Genomic DNA, 17,329 nt, shown 5'->3' with positions numbered 1-17,329 from the left:
GGCACTCCGTCCGTTGGATAAAGGGTCAGCGGACTTTATCGACCCCTACGGGGTGACGCAAACCGGGTCCCGTTAAAAGACGCTTTTGTCCTTCATGAATGGGTGGAATTTCTGTAGGGTCGTTGCCAATAGTCAGGTCAGAAAACCAACAAGAGGCAACCATGCAGACCGAGTTTCCGACTCAGCCAAGCTACCGTTCCCAGCGCGAACAATTCCTTGTGGCGGCGACTGCGGCCGGGGCGACGCTGACCGAGTATCCGCACCCGCTCAGGGGGCCATTCGGCGAGCACTTGAGCACTGATGTGGCGGTGCTTGGCGATCCTGCCGCCAAACGCTTGCTGGTTGCGTTGAGCGGCACCCATGGTGTCGAGGGCTTCTATGGCTCGGGTTGCCAGATCAAGTGGCTGCAGGAATTGGGCAAGCGCTCGCTGCCGGCCGATGTCGCCGTGGTGATAATCCATTCGATCAATCCCTGGGGCATGGCCTGGTTGCGCCGGGTCAACGAAGACAACATCGACCTGAACCGCAATCATCTGAACTTCGACGGTCCATTGCCGGACAATCAGGCCTATGACGCACTGCACGAAATCTATGCGTGCGCACAATTGCACGGTCCTGAGCGTGATCGCGCCGATGCCTTGCTTGATGCGCAGATCCGCGAGCATGGCTGGCCGGCGGTGATGTCGATTGTCGAGGGCGGGCAGCATGCACATCCCGATGGATTGTTTTACGGCGGGCTGGCGCCGAGTTGGTCGAATCGCACCTTGCACCGGATCATTCAAACGCATGTAGCGCATGCCGATGTCGCCATGTGCTTTGACCTGCACACCGGTGCCGGCGAGTACGGTCATCCCATGTTGCTGACGATCACCGAAGCGGCGTATCCGGCGCTGGCCGATGCCCAGGCCATTTATGGCCCGTGGCTCTACACCTTACACACCGGTGCCGACACCCTGAGCGAGACCGGCGTTGCAGCCACCGCCACCGGTTATACCTCGCAGGCGTTGATCAATGCGTTGCCGCAAGTGCGGTTGATGCCGTTCGTCATTGAGTGCGGGACCTATCCGGGGGCGGATGTGCATCGTCATTTGCGTGACGACCACTGGCTGCATTTGCATGGCAACCCAAATGATGCCGCAGGGCGTGAAATCAAACTGAATCTGTTTGAGCAGTTCTACCCGGCCGATAGCGATTGGCAGGCCATGGTCTGGCTGCGGACCTGGCAGATCTGGGAGCGGGCGTTGTCGGCGTTGCCGACGATTCGTGGCTGAGGCCGTTTCGTGCAGGAGCGAGCAGTCGCTTTTCTCGAGGCATAAAAAAACGGCCTACCTTTCGGTAAGCCGTTTTTAGTACTTGGTGGCTACACAGGGACTTGAACCCCGGACCCCAGCATTATGAATGCTATGCTCTAACCAACTGAGCTATGTAGCCAAGTGGCGCGCATTATTCACCGGTAATGCAGATGCGTCAAGCGTAAATCTAAAATATTTCTCTACACTTTCAACCGCTTATCACCCTGAGCCGAAAAAACGGCTCAGGGGAGGGCGTCAATTGAGCTGAAACCTGCCGGTATTGGCACTCAAGGCCTTGCTGCCCTGGCTCAAGGTGTCGGCTGCAAGGTTCACTGCCCGTGCGCCTTCGAGCAAGCGGAGCGCCGCCTGATCGACTTGCTGGATGTTGCCGCTGACTTCGTCGGCGGTGCTCGCCTGTTCGTCGACCGCCGTGGCGATCTGCGCCAGGGTGTCGGTGACGCCCTGAACGGCGCTGGCAATTTCACCCAGGCGTTCACCGAGGCCGGTGACAGCTTGTGCATCGGATTGTGCCTGGCCGCAAGCCGCTTGCATCAAGCTCACCGCTTCGTTCACGGTGCTGCGCAGGCTATCGACCGTGCCAGCGATCTGCGCGGTCGAGGACTGGGTGCGTTGCGACAGGCTGCGCACCTCGTCGGCGACCACCGCAAAACCGCGACCCTGTTCCCCCGCGCGAGCGGCCTCGATGGCGGCATTGAGTGCCAACAGATTGGTCTGCTCCGCGACGCCGCGAATGGTGTCGACTACCAGTTGAATCTGTTGCCCTTGTTCACTGACCCGGCCCAGGGCCGCAGCAGTGTCGTTCAAGCGCTGATTGAGCTGCTGAATGCTCGCTGTCGTACGTTGGCTGTCACGGCTGCTGTCGGCGGCAATGCGCTGGGTGTGCTGAGCGCTGCCAGAGGCCCGTTCACAGCTCGCGGCTACCCCTTGGGAGGTGGCGGCCAATTGCGTTGCCGCCGCGGCGATCTGACTGATCTGCAGTTGCTGCGCTTCAACTTCGCCAAGGGCGTCGCTGGAGTGGTGATTGAGGGTTTGCACCGCATTGCTCAGTTGCAAGGTTTCGTGATCGACACCCAGCAGGCTGGTGCGCAGTTGCAGGACGGCGACATTGAGGGCGGTGCTGATGGCCGCCAGTTCGTCCCGCCCTTGCACCGGCACTTGAAGGCCGAGATTGCCGTCGCGCAGGGCTTCTGCGAGCAAGGTGATACCGCTGGCACTGCGGCGGATCGACGCCTGCAAACAGATGAACAGATACAGCGCGGCCAGCAGCAGGACACTGAAAATACTCGCCACGATGATGAACTGGCGAATCGCCGAGTCATGGTAGTAATCCAGGCGCTGATCCAGCGACACCAGTGATTGCTGGCGCAGTGCGGCGAGGTCGGCGAGCAGGGCGTCCAGGCTACGCTCGAAGTCTTCCGGCTTGAGGTTGATGCTGCCGCCGAACACGCCGTCATCGAGGACTTTCAAACCGGCATCAAGGTGCTTGAGGCTGTCATGGTACTGCCCGGCCCAGGCTTGCAAAGCGCTGGGCAATCGCGCTTCGAGCAGCCCCGCGGTTTTCACCAACTGCTCCCGCGCGTCGCCGATCCGGCTGCGCAAGTCACGCAATTGCAGACGGCTTTGCAGCGTGAATTGCCCGGATACCACCGAGGCTTGGCCGACACTCGCCAGGCGGCCGACCCGTTCAATCAAATCGGGCGCGTGCTGGGTGGAGATTTGCGTCAGCAAATAAGTCTCCAGCCACGGTGCCAGCGTCAGGCGGTTGTCCATGGCGATCTGTTCGCGCAAGGCTTGTACGGCGCTCAAGGCGCTTGTGAAGCGGTCATAGCCGTCCGGCCACCAGCCGACGCTGCTCAGACTCTTTGAGTCCAGACCGTTGAGGGCATTTTGTAGCGCTTGATAGCGGGCCAGGGTTTCGCCCTCGGCGCCTTCCTTTTGCAGTGCGTTGTTCAGATCCGAAGTGGCCTGGGCGACAGCAGGCTGGACCGCATCGAACGCGGCCATGGCGGCAAGGGTTGCCGGGGTTGGCTGGCGATTGGTTTCGGTCGCGCGCCAACGCGCTGCACGATCACGCTGTGCCGCCAACAGGTTGTCGAGCGCATCGAGGGCGAGCAGTTGACGAACCCCTGCACGTTCGCCGGAGATCAGGTTCAATTTGTCGCGATAGTCCTGACTAATCATCCACAGGCTGCCGGCCAGCGGCAGGATAAACAGCAGAAACAACAGCTGGAATTTACGCGCAAAGCCAAAACGCCCCAGCAGTCCGATCCCCGGTGATAAAAAAGCCTGCATGCCCCATGACTCCTTTGGACACCACGCACCATCGGCGTGCGTCGAGGTGCTGCGACCTCGACTTGTGCCCTTTAAAAGGCCTCGAAAGTTCACCTTTGCCAGCTCTGTAGGCCGACTCTGTAGCGAAACTTCCCATTCTCGGTCCCCTTTGTAAGGCGGCCGCGTTGAAGCGGATAAGCAAGGCAAGATTCAGACCATGGCTATGCGCTATCACCTGTTCGGCGATGAAAATCGAGGTCGTTAGCAGGCTAAGGGGATAGCGCTGCCGCACCGAAAAATGGCACATTGGCGCACCTGCCCGTGTGCACCTCTCTGTTGTCCGGAATTCCTCATGGCTCTCAGCAACGTTCAGTCTGCCGCTACGTCGGCGTCCGCTCCTTCGCAAAGCAGTCCGCTGGTCATGCGCATCATCGGCGCGGTGGCGCTGGCGCACTTGATCAACGACCTGATTCAATCAGTGCTGCCGTCGATCTATCCGATGCTCAAGGCCAGCTATGGCCTGACGTTCACCCAGGTCGGCCTGATCACCCTGACCTTTCAACTGACGGCCTCGTTGCTGCAACCCTGGGTCGGTTATCACACGGATCGCCATCCCAAGCCTTGGTTGTTACCCGCAGGCACGGTCTGCACCTTGATCGGGATTCTGATGATGTCGGTGGTGGGGAGCTTTCCGCTGATTCTGTTGGCGGCGGGGCTGATCGGTATCGGTTCGTCGACATTTCACCCGGAAGCCTCTCGCGTGGCGCGACTGGCCTCGGGCGGGCGTTTCGGGCTGGCACAATCGACCTTTCAGGTCGGCGGCAACGCGGGTTCGGCCTTTGGTCCGTTGCTGGCGGCGGCGATCGTCATTCCCTACGGCCAGGGGCACGTGGCCTGGTTCGGATTGTTTGCGGTGTTCGCGCTGTTCGTGCTGTACCGGATCAGTCGCTGGTACGCCAATCACTTGAACCTGTTCAAGCTCAAACAAGGCCAGGCGGCGACTCACGGCTTGTCCAAGGGGCGGGTGATCAGCGCACTGGTGGTTCTCGGGCTATTGGTGTTTTCCAAGTACTTTTACATGTCCAGTATCACCAGTTACTTCACCTTTTACCTGATCGAGAAATTCGATCTCTCGGTGGCCAGTTCGCAGTTGCACCTGTTCCTGTTTCTCGGCGCGGTAGCGGCGGGGACCTTCTTTGGCGGGCCGATCGGCGACAAAATCGGACGTAAGGCGGTGATCTGGTTCTCGATCCTCGGCGTTGCGCCATTCACCCTGATCCTGCCACACGTTGACCTGTTCTGGACGAGCATTCTCAGCGTGGTCATCGGTTTCATCCTGGCGTCGGCGTTCTCGGCCATCGTGGTGTACGCCCAGGAACTGGTGCCGGGTAATGTCGGGATGATCGCTGGAGTGTTCTTCGGCCTGATGTTCGGCTTCGGCGGGATCGGCGCGGCGCTGCTGGGACATCTGGCGGATATTCACGGCATCGAGTACGTGTATTTTCTGTGCTCGTTCTTGCCGTTGCTGGGCGTGCTGGCGATCTTTTTGCCTCGCACCAGAAAGGCCTGAGTCTCACGCATCTCCCTTGTGGGAGCGAGCCTGCTCGCGAAGGCGGACTGTCAGTTGGACATGTGTCGACTGACACGCCCTCTTCGCGAGCAGGCTCGCTCCCACAGTTGTTTGGCGGTATGGCGGGTGGAATTGCAGGCACAAAAAAGCCGCGTATCAAACGCGGCTTTTTCTTGGACGGGTGCTTCGCTTTACAAAACTTAGACGTTGAAGCGGAAGTGCATCACGTCGCCGTCTTTAACGATGTAGTCCTTGCCTTCCAGGCGCCATTTGCCGGCTTCCTTGGTACCGGCTTCACCCTTGTACTGGATGAAGTCGTTGTAGGCGATGACTTCGGCGCGGATGAAGCCTTTTTCGAAGTCGGTATGGATCACGCCGGCAGCTTGTGGTGCGGTGGCACCGACGCGAACGGTCCAGGCGCGGACTTCTTCGACACCGGCGGTGAAGTAGGTCTGCAGGTGCAGCATCTCGTAGCCGGCACGGATCACGCGGTTCAGGCCAGGTTCTTCAAGGCCCAGGGCCTCCAGGAACATGTCCTTTTCTTCGCCATCGTCGAGTTCGGCGATTTCAGCTTCGATCTTGTTGCACACTGGTACAACCACTGCGCCTTCTTCTTCGGCGATGGCCTTGACCACGTCCAGGTGCGGGTTGTTCTCGAAGCCGTCTTCCGCCACGTTGGCGATATACATGACCGGCTTGGTGGTCAGCAGGTGGAAGCCCTTGATCACCTGCTTCTCGTCAGTGCTCATGTTCTTCATCAGGCTGCGCGCAGGCTTGCCTTCGGTGAAGTGAGCGATCAGTTGCTCCAGCAGGCCTTTCTGAACCACGGCGTCCTTGTCACCGCCCTTGGCGTTGCGCGCGACTTTCTGCAGTTGCTTCTCGCAGCTGTCGAGGTCGGCGAAGATCAGTTCCAGGTCGATGATTTCGATGTCGCGTTTCGGGTCGACGCTGTTGGAGACGTGAATCACGTTTTCGTCTTCGAAGCAGCGGACCACGTGGGCGATGGCATCGGTTTCGCGGATGTTGGCCAGGAACTTGTTGCCCAGGCCTTCACCTTTCGAAGCACCGGCTACCAGGCCGGCGATGTCGACGAATTCCATGGTGGTCGGCAGGATGCGCTTTGGATTGACGATGGCTGCCAGGGCATCCAGACGCGGATCCGGCATCGGCACGATACCGCTGTTGGGCTCGATGGTGCAGAAGGGGAAGTTTTCGGCCGCGATACCGGATTTGGTCAGGGCGTTGAACAGGGTGGACTTGCCGACGTTAGGCAAGCCGACGATGCCGCAATTGAATCCCATGGTGTTTCCCCTCGGGTAAAAGTCAGGCCTTCTGGCTGTGCAGGTTTTTCATCGCGCGGTTCCATTCCCCGGCGAGGATATCCGGCAGCACGCCGAGGGCAAAGTCGATGCTGGCATCGAGTTTTTCCTGTTCGGCGCGTGGCGCACGACCCAGGACGAAATTTGAAACCATACTGGCAACGCCTGGGTGGCCAATGCCAAGCCGCAGGCGGTGAAAGGTATTCTGATTGCCCAGCTGCGCAATGATGTCGCGCAACCCGTTATGACCGCCATGGCCGCCGCCCTGCTTGAGTTTGGCAACGCCCGGAGGCAGGTCGAGTTCGTCGTGCGCCACCAGGATTTCTTCAGGCTTGATGCGGAAGAAACCGGCGAGTGCCGCTACGGCCTGGCCGCTACGGTTCATGTAGGTGGTGGGAATCAGCAGACGAACATCCTGACCCTGGTGCGAATAGCGCCCGGTCAGGCCGAAATACTTGCGATCGGCCACAAGGTTTACGCCTTGTGCGTGCGCGACGCGCTCAACAAAAAGGGCCCCTGCGTTATGCCGGGTCTGTTCGTATTCAGCGCCTGGATTTCCCAGGCCAACGATCAGTTTGATGGCAGTCACGATAGGGGCCCTTCCTAGGAGTGGTGGATAACATCGCCGCAACCAGGGGAAGCGGCGAAAGTGGACGAAAATTGCTCATTTACCATGATGTAAACTTCGCGTTCTCGCCCGCTTTCTCGCTACGCTCTAGTCCGCGATGTTTCCGGTCACTCCGGCGTACAGAGTGAAATTACTCTGCAGCGCCTTCGGTAGCTTCTGGAGCAACACGTGGAGCGTGGACGTTGGCAACAGCCTTGTCATCACCGTGTGCCAGAGCAACGAACTCAACGCCTTTAGGGGCTTTGAGGTCGGACAGGTGAATGATCGAACCGATCTCGGCGTTAGCCAGGTCGACTTCGATGAATTCAGGCAGGTCTTTCGGCAGGCAGGACACTTCGATTTCCGAAGTTACGTGCGAGATTTCGCCGCCTTTCTTGATCGGTGCTTCTTCGTTGATGAAGTGCACTGGAACGATAGCGGTCAGTTTCTGGCCGGCTACTACGCGTACGAAGTCAGCGTGCATCACGTGGCCTTTGGCCGGGTGACGTTGCAGAGCTTTGATAACGACGTTTTGCTTGGTGCCACCAACGTTCAGCTCGATGATGTGGCTGTAAGCCGCTTCGTTTTCGAGCAGTTTGGCAACTTCTTTGGCCAGCATGCTGATGGATTCAGGGGCTTTGTCGCCACCGTAAACTACAGCTGGAACCAGGCTTGCGAGACGACGCAGGCGGCGGCTCGCACCTTTCCCCAGGTCGGAACGCACTTCAGCATTCAGAGTAAAATCGTTCATGTTGTATCTCCAAAATAACCACATTCGCCCCAGCGTTTGCGACCAGCGCTAAAGGCGATATGGGCAAAAAAGCCCCGCCCCGACAGGAATGCCGGGGCGGGGCGCTTTTCGTCAACGAAATGTTCGAAAAGGGCAGGGCCCTTAGCGGAACATCGCGCTGATCGATTCTTCATTGCTGATGCGGCGAACCGCCTCGGCAACTACCGGTGCGATATCCAGTTGACGGATACGCGCACAGGCTTGTGCTGCAGCGGACAGCGGGATGGTGTTGGTCACCACCAGCTCGTCCAGCACGGAATTTTCGATGTTTTCGATCGCCCGACCCGACAGCACAGGGTGTGTGCAGTAGGCGAAAACCTTGGCAGCGCCATGCTCTTTCAAGGCCTTGGCCGCGTGGCACAGGGTGCCGGCGGTATCGACCATGTCATCGACCAGGATACAGGTACGCCCTTCGACATCACCGATGATATGCATCACTTCAGAGTGATTGGCTTTCTCACGGCGTTTGTCGATGATCCCGAGATCCACGCCCAGGGATTTGGCAACGGCACGTGCACGCACGACGCCGCCAATGTCCGGGGACACGATCATCAGGTTTTCGAAGCGCTGATCTTCAATGTCATCCACCAGAACCGGGGAGCCGTAGATGTTATCTACCGGAATATCGAAGAAACCCTGAATCTGGTCAGCATGCAGATCAACCGTGAGAACACGGTCGATGCCGACTACGGTAAGCATGTCAGCAACGACTTTCGCGCTGATAGCCACACGTGCGGAACGCGGACGGCGATCCTGACGGGCATAACCAAAGTAAGGAATAACAGCAGTGATACGAGTAGCCGAGGAGCGGCGGAAGGCATCAGCCATCACTACCAGTTCCATCAGGTTATCGTTGGTCGGAGCGCAAGTCGGCTGAATAATGAAGACATCTTTACCGCGGACGTTTTCATTGATCTCGGCAGTGATTTCGCCGTCGGAAAACTTACCGACAGAAATGTCACCGAGAGGGATATGCAGCTGACGTACGACACGCCGAGCCAGATCGGGGTTAGCGTTCCCCGTAAAGACCATCATCTTGGACACGCGCAGTACCTGAAGGCTGAGGGTATACCTGGATGAGTATAGGAAAATGGCAGGGGCGGCTGGATTCGAACCAACGCATGGCAGGATCAAAACCTGCTGCCTTACCGCTTGGCGACGCCCCTGTATCTGTTGCAACGAGTACCCTGTACTCGGTTCCTTTAGAGCAGACTTTGCAGCTTGCGATGCAACATCGAAACGTTGCTTCCTTTTGCTACAAAACCTGTAAGGGTCTCTGTCAGAAGGGCCGAGACTTTATCAGCTTCAGCTTTGCTTGGGAAGCCCCCAAACACACAACTTCCAGTTCCGGTGAGTTTTGCTTCGGTAAATTTACCTAGCAAATTCAAGGCGTTACGTACCTCTGGATAACGTCTTGCTACCACCGGCAAGCAGTCATTTCGACTGTTTCCCTTGGGAACGGGGCGCACTTTAATGGGCGGCGAGTTACGTGTCAACAACGGATCTGAAAAAATTTCTGCTGTGCTAACAGAGACTTGCGGTACCAGTACGAGGTACCACGGTTCTTCAGGCTCAACGGGCGTAAGTTTCTCTCCCACACCCTCCGCAAAAGCGGCATGGCCGCGTACGAAAACCGGGACATCGGCGCCCAGCGTCAACCCCAGTTTGGCCAGCCGATCCTCGTCCCATCCCAGTTGCCACAGGTGATTCAGGCCGAGCAGGGTCGTGGCGGCATTGGAGCTTCCGCCACCGATCCCGCCACCCATGGGCAGGATCTTTTCGATCCAGATATCGATGCCGAGCGAGCAGCCGGACTGCGCCTGGAGTTGTCTGGCGGCTTTGACGATCAGATTGCTGTCGTGTGGGACGCCTTCGAATTCGGTGTGCAGACGAATGACGCCGTCATCGCGCACGGCGAAAGTGATTTCGTCGCCGTAATCGAGAAACTGAAACAGCGTCTGCAGTTCGTGGTAGCCGTCTTCCCGGCGACCGAGAATGTGCAGCATCAGGTTGAGCTTGGCCGGGGAGGGCAGCGTCAGGCGATTGGCCGGCATGTCATATCCCCAGCTTGCGTGGTTGCCAGGCCTTGATCACCAGCGTGACATCAAGGTCGGTGCCATGCAGTTTGATCCGCTCGGGTAGCCAGTAACCGTTTTGTTCGGTATAGGCGGTGTATTCCACCTGCCAGCCGTCCTGTTCGAGACTGGCCAGACGACTGTCGCCGTCGAGGGTCAGGCGGCTTTTGCTGTCCGGAGCCGGGAGTCCGCGGACCCACCAGGCCAGATTGGAGACAGGCAGTTTCCAGCCCATTTGCTCTTCAAGCAATGCATCCGGGCTCGGCGCTTCGTAGCGTCCCTGGTTGGCGACTTCCAGGGAAACCTTCCCGGGGCGTCCGGTCAGGCGTGCCGCACCGCGACCCAAGGGGCCCGAAAGGCGGATGTCGTAGTAATCCTGGCGCTGCAACCAGAACAGCGTGCCGCTGCCCGAGTCCTTTGGTGCGCGAATGCCGATCTTGCCGTCGATCTGCCAGCCATCAAGCCCCGTCAGTTGCTGTTTGTGTTCGCGCCATTGGGCGGGGTTGCCGTGACCCTCGAGCGATTCGCGGGCACCGAAACCCGCGCAACCGGCGAGCAGGGCGATGAAGCTGAAAACGATGATGTGGCGCAAAAACATAATCTTAAAGAGTCTCTGATCCGGTCAGGCGCTTGATGGTGCTGCGCAGGATAGGGCTGTCGGGTTGTTCCTTGAGGAACTTGCCCCAGATTTGCTTGGCTTCACGCTGCTTGCCATTGGCCCACAGGACTTCACCCAGATGCGCGGCGACTTCCTGGTCGGGAAAGCGCTCCAGCGCTTGCCGCAGCAGGCGTTCCGCTTCGTCGAGATTACCCAGGCGGAAATTCACCCAGCCGAGGCTGTCGAGGACCGCCGGGTCTTCCGGATTGATCTTGTGTGCCTGTTCGATCAGGGCCTTGGCCTCGACGTAGCGCGTGGTGCGGTCGGACAAGGTGTAGCCGAGGGCGTTCAGCGCCATCGCATTGTCCGGGTCACGCTTGATGATTAGGCGCAGGTCTTTTTCCATCTGCGCCAGGTCATTGCGTTTTTCCGCTTGCATGGCGCGGGTGTAAAGCAGGTTCAGATCGTCCGGGTACTGCTGCAGGGCTTTTTGCAGGACATTCCAGGCTTTGTCGCCCTGTTTGTTGGCAGACAGGGTTTCGGCTTCGATCAGGTACAGCTGAATTGCGTAGTCCGGTTGCTCGTCGCGCTCGGCGGCGAGTTTGCTCTGGGCTTCGGCGGTCTTGCCGTTGTTCATCAGGATATCGGCCTGACGCAATTGAGCCGGCAGGTAGTCGTTGCCCGGGCCGACCTGACCGTACTCGATCAGCGCACCTTGTGGATCGTTGCGCTCTTCGGCGATGCGCCCGAGGTTCAGGTGCGCCGAATCGACGTGGCTTTCGCGGGCGATCAGGTCCTCAAGATAGCCTTTGGCCTCGTCCCAGGCCTTGGCTTCCAGGCACACCAGCGCCAGGGAATAACGCAGTTCGTCATCTTCCGGGTATTGCTGGACCAGGCTCGAGAATTCGGCCTTGGCGTCATCCATGCGGTCCTGTTCGACCAGCATGCGCGCGTAGGTCAGGCGCAGGCGCTTGTCGTCCGGGTATTTCTTGATGCTTTTTTGCAGCAGCGGCAAGGCCTCATCGCCGCGATCAAGGGATTGCAGCAGGCGCGCGCGCAGCAGGATCGGGGCGATTTCGCCATCGTCCGGCGGGTTGTCTTCCAGCAGGGTCAATGCGCCTCGGGAGTCGCCGTCCTGTTGCAGCAGCAGGGCCTTGCCGAAAATCAGCTGGCTGTTGTTCGGGTGGCGCTGCAGCAAACGGTCGAAACTCTTCATCAAGCCGTTGCGCGTGTCCTGGTCGGTATCGGCCGCGGACAGGGCGAGGAAGTCGAAATGGGTGTCGCCTTTGCCTTGCAGGACTTTTTCCATATAGGCCATGGAGTCGTCGTAGCGCCCGGCCCGTGCCAGTTGCACGGCGGCGGCCCGTTGCGCCTCGAGGTCGTCCGGGGCGTTTTTCGCCCAGATCAGCGCGGTATCCAGAGCCGCCTGATCGGCGCCCAGGTATTCGGCGATGCGGAATGCCCGTTCGGAGATGCCCGGATCCTGAGTGTTGATCGCCTGGGTGACGTAGTTGTCCAGGGCAATGTCGAAACGATTGCGCTGGCCAGCCAGTTCGGCGCTCAACAGGCTGAAGATCGTGTCTTCACTGAACGAGCTGTAAACCTTGGGCTTTTCAGGTGCCGGGGTGCTGTCTTCGGCCGGCGGCGTACCGTCCGACGACACCGGTGCCAAGGCCTGGCAGCCGCTGAGGAAGACTAAAGCGAGAAGCAACGCGGAAGATCTATTCATATAGGAAGAGGACGACTAACCTGCGGTCGGATCATCATGACACAAGCCTTGGGGCAAACATAACCGGGCCGCCAATTTACCCGCTGCTCCTGTACAGGCAGAGGTCGAGTCCGTGTAAACGAGAACTGCTCGCAAACACAGGTGCCGCCTACTGGCTCAATAGATATCGAGTAGTTGTTCTGAATCTGACGAAGTAGGACAATTGCCGGCTTCACGTCACCATCAGCGACTTTGAATGGCCTTCCTCGCACTCGGTATTAACCACAAGACTGCTTCAGTAGACGTCCGCGAGCGCGTGGCCTTTACCCCTGAGCAGCTGGTTGAGGCCTTGCAGCAGCTCTGCCGACTGACCGACAGCCGCGAAGCTGCGATCCTCTCCACCTGCAATCGCAGTGAACTCTATATAGAACAGGATCACCTGTCGGCGGATATCGTGCTGCGCTGGCTGGCCGAATATCATCATTTGAGTCTCGATGAGCTGCGCGAGAGCGCCTATGTGCACGAAGATGATGCGGCAGTTCGTCACATGATGCGGGTGGCTTCCGGGCTCGATTCGCTGGTGTTGGGCGAGCCGCAGATTCTCGGTCAGATGAAATCGGCCTACGCCGTGGCCCGGGAGGCCGGCACCATCGGTCCGTTGCTCGGGCGGCTGTTCCAGGCCACGTTCAATGCGGCCAAGCAAGTGCGCACCGACACCGCCATCGGCGAGAACCCGGTGTCCGTGGCATTTGCCGCGGTCAGCCTGGCGAAACAGATTTTCAGCGACCTGCAACGCAGCCAGGCCTTGCTGATCGGCGCCGGCGAGACCATTACCCTGGTCGCCCGTCATCTGCATGATCTGGGGGTCAAGCGCATCGTGGTGGCCAACCGCACGCTGGAGCGTGCAAGCACCTTGGCCGAGCAATTCGGTGCCCATGCGGTGTTGTTGTCGGACATTCCGGCCGAGCTGGTGCGCAGTGACATCGTGATCAGTTCGACCGCCAGCCAATTGCCGATCCTCGGCAAGGGGGCGGTGGAAAGCGCCCTGAAGCTGCGCAAGCACAAGCCTATTTTCATGGTGGATATCGCCGTTCCGCGCGATATCGAACCTGAAGTTGGCGAGTTGGACGACGTTTACCTGTATAGCGTCGACGATCTCCACGAAGTGGTCGCCGAGAACCTCAAGAGTCGACAGGGCGCTGCCCAGGCAGCGGAAGAGATGGTGTCGGTCGGTGCCGAGGACTTCATGGTCCGCCTGCGGGAGTTGGCGGCAGTCGATGTACTCAAGGCCTATCGTCAACAAAGCGAACGCTTGCGCGACGAAGAACTGCAAAAGGCCCAACGCCTGCTGGCCAATGGTGGCAGCGCTGAAGAAGTGTTGGTGCAGTTGGCCCGTGGCCTGACCAATAAACTGTTGCACGCACCGAGTGTGCAGTTGAAAAAGCTCTCTGCCGAAGGTCGCCTCGATGCGCTGGCGATGGCCCAGGAACTCTTTGCCCTCAATGAGGGCTCATCGGAAAGCTTTTCGGATAAGAAACCGCAATGAAAGCGTCACTGCTCAATAAGCTGGACATCCTCCAGGACCGTTTCGAAGAACTGACCGCCTTGCTCGGCGATGGCGAGGTCATTTCCGATCAGAACAAATTCCGCACCTATTCCAAGGAGTACGCGGAAGTCGAGCCGATTGTCGACACCTATAAACAGTTGCTCAAAGTGCAGGGTGACCTCGAAGGCGCCCAGGCGTTGCTCAAGGACAGCGACCCGGACATGCGTGAAATGGCCGTGGAAGAAGTCCGCGAAGCCAAGGAGCGCCTGGTCGAACTGGAAGCCAGTCTGCAACGCATGCTTTTGCCCAAGGACCCGAACGACGGGCGCAACGTGTTCCTCGAGATCCGGGCCGGCACCGGTGGTGACGAGGCGGCGATCTTCTCCGGCGACCTGTTCCGCATGTATTCGCGTTATGCAGAACGTCGCGGTTGGCGGGTAGAGATCCTCTCGGAAAACGAGGGTGAGCACGGCGGCTACAAAGAAGTGATCGCCCGGGTCGAAGGCGATAACGTCTACGGCAAGCTGAAATTCGAGTCCGGTGCCCACCGTGTGCAACGGGTTCCGGCGACAGAATCCCAAGGGCGCATCCACACCTCGGCCTGCACCGTGGCGGTATTGCCCGAGCCGGACGAACAGGAAGCGATTGAAATCAACCCGGCGGACCTGCGGATCGACACCTACCGCTCCTCCGGTGCCGGCGGTCAGCACGTCAACAAGACCGACTCGGCGATCCGCATCACTCACTTGCCATCCGGCATTGTCGTTGAGTGCCAGGAAGAGCGTTCGCAACACAAGAACCGCGCGCGGGCGATGGCCTGGCTGTCGGCCAAGCTCAATGATCAGCAGACCAGCGCCGCCGCCAATGCCATCGCCAGCGAGCGTAAATTGCTGGTGGGTTCCGGCGACCGTTCCGAGCGCATCCGCACGTACAACTTTGCCCAGGGCCGGGTGACCGATCACCGGGTCAACCTGACGCTGTACTCCCTCGACGAAATCCTTGCCGGTGGCGTCGATGCAGTGATCGAGCCGCTGCTGGCCGAGTACCAGGCCGATCAACTGGCAGCGATAGGTGAGTAAATGACGATCATTGCCAGTTTGTTGCGTGCCGCCGATTTGCCCGACTCGCCTACGGCACGTCTGGATGCCGAATTGTTGCTGGCGGCGGCGTTGGGCAAGTCCCGCAGCTTTTTGCACACCTGGCCGGAGCGCATCGTCCCGAGCGAAGCGGCGTTGACGTTCGCCGACTATTTGCAGCGTCGTCGCAGTGGTGAGCCGGTGGCTTACATTCTCGGTCAACAAGGTTTCTGGAAGCTCGACCTGGAAGTGGCGCCGCACACGCTGATCCCGCGCCCGGACACCGAGTTGCTGGTGGAAACCGCACTCGAATTGTTGCCGGCTACTGCGGCGAAAGTACTCGACCTTGGTACCGGCAGCGGCGCCATTGCACTGGCCCTGGCCAGCGAGCGTCCGGCATGGCAGGTCACCGCCGTGGATCGCGTGCTCGAAGCCGTGGCCCTGGCCGAGCGCAATCGCCAGCGCTTGCATCTGAATAACGCCAGGGTGCTCAGCAGTCATTGGTTCAGCGCCCTGGAAGGCCAGCGCTTTGAGCTGATCATCAGCAACCCGCCTTATATTGCCGCGACCGACCCGCACCTGGTGGAAGGTGATGTGCGCTTCGAGCCGGCCAGCGCCTTGGTGGCCGGAGCCGACGGGCTCGACGATCTGCGCCTGATCGTCGCCCAGGCACCGGATCATCTGGAGGCCGGGGGCTGGTTGATGCTCGAACACGGTTACGATCAAGCCGAAGCGGTGCGCGATCTGCTGCTGACCCGTGGCTTTGAAGACGTCCACAGCCGCACTGACCTGGGCGGTCACCAACGCATCAGTCTGGGGCGCTTGCCATGCTGAATGATCAGGAATTGCTGCGTTACAGTCGGCAAATACTGCTGGCTCACATCGACATCGAGGGTCAATTGCGGCTCAAAGACAGCCGTGTGCTGATCGTCGGTCTGGGCGGTCTCGGTGCGCCAGTGGCGCTGTACCTCGCGGCTGCGGGCGTCGGTGAGTTGCATCTGGCGGATTTTGACACGGTCGATCTGACCAATCTGCAACGCCAGATCATCCACGACACCGACAGCGTCGGCATGAGCAAAGTCGACTCGGCGATCAAGCGCCTGGCGGCCATCAATCCTGAGATTCAACTGGTCGCCCATCGTACGGCACTGGATGAAGACTCTTTGGCTGCTGCCGTGGCCGGGGTGGATCTGGTCCTTGACTGTTCCGACAATTTTTCCACCCGCGAAGCGGTCAATGCCGCGTGCGTGTTGGCGGGCAAACCGCTGGTCAGTGGCGCGGCGATTCGTCTCGAAGGGCAATTGTCGGTGTTCGACCCACGTCGGCCGGAAAGTCCGTGCTACCACTGTTTATACGGGCACGGCAGCGAGGCCGAATTGACCTGCAGTGAAGCCGGGGTGGTCGGTCCGTTGGTGGGACTGGTCGGTAGCTTGCAGGCGCTCGAAGCGCTGAAGTTGCTGGCGGGCTTCGGCGAACCGCTGGTAGGACGCCTGTTGTTGATCGATGCGTTGGGCTCGCGTTTCCGTGAGTTGCGGGTCAAACGTGATCCGGGCTGCAGCGTCTGTGGGCCGAAGCATGCGTGACGCGCCGATTGGCGTGTTCGACTCGGGTGTCGGTGGGCTTTCGGTGCTGGCCGAGATCCAGCGGCTACTGCCCAATGAGTCTCTTTTGTACGTCGCCGATTGCGGGAACATTCCCTACGGCGAGAAAACCCCTGAGTTTATCCAACAGCGTTGCAGCGTCATGGCCGGCTTTTTCCAGCAGCAGGGCGCCAAGGCCCTGGTGCTGGCCTGTAATACCGCTACCGTCGCCGGCGTTGCAGACCTGCGCCGCGATTACCCCGAATGGCCCATCGTCGGCATGGAGCCCGCGGTCAAACCGGCAGCGGCCGCTACCCGCAGTGGAGTGGTCGGGGTGCTGGCCACGACCGGCACGCTGCAGAGCGCCAAATTTGCAGCGTTGCTCGACCGTTTCGCCACCGATGTGCGGGTGATCACCCAACCTTGTCCCGGGTTGGTGGAGCTGATCGAGAAGGGCGATCTGCACAGTCCAGCCCTTCGCCAGCTGCTTGAAAGTTATGTTGGACCGCTGCTTGGCGCGGGCGCGGACACCATCATCCTGGGTTGTACCCATTACCCCTTTCTCAAGCCACTGCTCAAGCCGATGATTCCTGACGACATCAGCCTGATCGATACTGGCGCCGCTGTTGCACGGCAACTTCAACGCTTGTTGGGCGAACGCGAGTTGCTCGCCGATGGTCCAGCACGGACTGCGCAGTTCTGGACCAGTGCCGATCCGCAGCATTTCACAAATATATTGCCGATCTTGTGGAATAACGCTGGCGTTGTGCGAAGCTTTGAGGAGTAAGAAAGCTTTGGGGCGTCGTAAACATTGGGGTGAACTTCTGATAAATCGCCGACTTCTATAGCTGTGTGCGTCGAGCAACAAAAAAACCA

At 59.5% G+C, this 17,329-nt stretch carries 15 protein-coding genes and 2 tRNA genes; 7 read left to right on the top strand and 10 right to left on the bottom strand.

Annotation, left to right across the window (positions count from 1 at the left end):
* Positions 1-161: 161 nt before the first annotated feature.
* Positions 162-1,271 carry a DUF2817 domain-containing protein gene (locus ACW9HW_RS07475; protein WP_457399180.1) on the top strand — a complete coding sequence of 370 codons (1,110 nt, stop codon included), beginning with the start codon at positions 162-164 and terminating at the stop codon, positions 1,269-1,271.
* Positions 1,272-1,354: 83 nt separating this feature from the next.
* Here ACW9HW_RS07475 and ACW9HW_RS07470 read toward each other — a convergent pair.
* Positions 1,355-1,431 (bottom strand) — tRNA-Met (locus tag ACW9HW_RS07470).
* A 116-nt stretch (positions 1,432-1,547) separates the two neighbouring features.
* On the bottom strand, positions 1,548-3,083 hold the full coding sequence (locus tag ACW9HW_RS07465) for a methyl-accepting chemotaxis protein (protein WP_457399197.1): 1,536 nt from the start codon (positions 3,081-3,083) through the stop codon (positions 1,548-1,550).
* 853 nt (positions 3,084-3,936) lie between these two features.
* Between ACW9HW_RS07465 and ACW9HW_RS07460 the strand changes: the two genes are divergently transcribed.
* Complete coding sequence (locus tag ACW9HW_RS07460) at positions 3,937-5,154, top strand: MFS transporter (RefSeq protein WP_095192915.1); 1,218 nt, start codon at positions 3,937-3,939, stop codon at positions 5,152-5,154.
* A 200-nt stretch (positions 5,155-5,354) separates the two neighbouring features.
* Here the strand turns inward: ACW9HW_RS07460 and ychF are convergent, their stop codons facing one another.
* The 8 genes from ychF to ACW9HW_RS07420 form a co-directional block, all read right to left on the bottom strand.
* Positions 5,355-6,455: a redox-regulated ATPase YchF gene (ychF, locus tag ACW9HW_RS07455; protein ID WP_095192916.1), complete on the bottom strand. Its 1,101-nt coding sequence runs from the start codon at positions 6,453-6,455 to the stop codon at positions 5,355-5,357.
* A gap of 22 nt (positions 6,456-6,477) precedes the next feature.
* Positions 6,478-7,062 carry an aminoacyl-tRNA hydrolase gene (gene pth, locus ACW9HW_RS07450; protein WP_095192917.1) on the bottom strand — a complete coding sequence of 195 codons (585 nt, stop codon included), beginning with the start codon at positions 7,060-7,062 and terminating at the stop codon, positions 6,478-6,480.
* A gap of 169 nt (positions 7,063-7,231) precedes the next feature.
* Positions 7,232-7,831 carry a 50S ribosomal protein L25/general stress protein Ctc gene (locus ACW9HW_RS07445; protein ID WP_095192918.1) on the bottom strand — a complete coding sequence of 200 codons (600 nt, stop codon included), beginning with the start codon at positions 7,829-7,831 and terminating at the stop codon, positions 7,232-7,234.
* Between the two features lie 141 nt (positions 7,832-7,972).
* Positions 7,973-8,914, bottom strand: coding sequence for a ribose-phosphate pyrophosphokinase (locus tag ACW9HW_RS07440; RefSeq protein WP_003171603.1), 942 nt, complete (start codon positions 8,912-8,914; stop codon positions 7,973-7,975).
* A gap of 47 nt (positions 8,915-8,961) precedes the next feature.
* Positions 8,962-9,036 (bottom strand) — tRNA-Gln (locus tag ACW9HW_RS07435).
* 36 nt (positions 9,037-9,072) lie between these two features.
* The gene (gene ispE, locus ACW9HW_RS07430) at positions 9,073-9,924 is read right to left on the bottom strand and encodes a 4-(cytidine 5'-diphospho)-2-C-methyl-D-erythritol kinase (RefSeq protein ID WP_095192919.1); all 852 of its coding nucleotides are present in this window, start codon (positions 9,922-9,924) and stop codon (positions 9,073-9,075) included.
* 1 nt (position 9,925) lies between these two features.
* Positions 9,926-10,543: a lipoprotein insertase outer membrane protein LolB gene (gene lolB / locus ACW9HW_RS07425; RefSeq protein WP_095192920.1), complete on the bottom strand. Its 618-nt coding sequence runs from the start codon at positions 10,541-10,543 to the stop codon at positions 9,926-9,928.
* Between the two features lie 4 nt (positions 10,544-10,547).
* Positions 10,548-12,272 (bottom strand): tetratricopeptide repeat protein, encoded by a 1,725-nt coding sequence (locus tag ACW9HW_RS07420; protein WP_095192921.1) that lies wholly within the window; start codon positions 12,270-12,272, stop codon positions 10,548-10,550.
* 235 nt (positions 12,273-12,507) lie between these two features.
* On the opposite strand from ACW9HW_RS07420, the gene hemA reads away from it, so the two are divergent.
* The 5 genes from hemA to murI are packed head-to-tail and all read left to right on the top strand — an operon-like array spanning position 12,508 to position 17,240.
* The gene (gene hemA, locus ACW9HW_RS07415; RefSeq protein WP_095192922.1) at positions 12,508-13,797 is read left to right on the top strand and encodes a glutamyl-tRNA reductase; all 1,290 of its coding nucleotides are present in this window, start codon (positions 12,508-12,510) and stop codon (positions 13,795-13,797) included.
* Entirely contained in the window at positions 13,794-14,876 is a 1,083-nt protein-coding gene (gene prfA / locus ACW9HW_RS07410) for a peptide chain release factor 1 (RefSeq protein ID WP_095192923.1), read from the top strand. Before hemA ends, prfA begins: the two co-directional genes overlap by 4 nt.
* Positions 14,877-15,707, top strand: coding sequence for a peptide chain release factor N(5)-glutamine methyltransferase (gene prmC / locus ACW9HW_RS07405; protein ID WP_095192924.1), 831 nt, complete (start codon positions 14,877-14,879; stop codon positions 15,705-15,707).
* Complete coding sequence (locus ACW9HW_RS07400; RefSeq protein WP_095192925.1) at positions 15,701-16,456, top strand: molybdopterin-synthase adenylyltransferase MoeB; 756 nt, start codon at positions 15,701-15,703, stop codon at positions 16,454-16,456. The genes prmC and ACW9HW_RS07400 overlap by 7 nt, the downstream gene beginning before the upstream one ends.
* Positions 16,449-17,240 carry a glutamate racemase gene (gene murI / locus ACW9HW_RS07395; protein WP_095192926.1) on the top strand — a complete coding sequence of 264 codons (792 nt, stop codon included), beginning with the start codon at positions 16,449-16,451 and terminating at the stop codon, positions 17,238-17,240. Before ACW9HW_RS07400 ends, murI begins: the two co-directional genes overlap by 8 nt.
* The last annotated feature ends 89 nt before the right edge of the window (positions 17,241-17,329 follow it).

The organism is Pseudomonas sp. SDO5532_S415, from assembly GCF_054071155.1.
The sequence above is the reverse complement of the archived record's forward strand: the minus strand, read 5'-3'. Positions and strand labels throughout refer to the sequence as shown.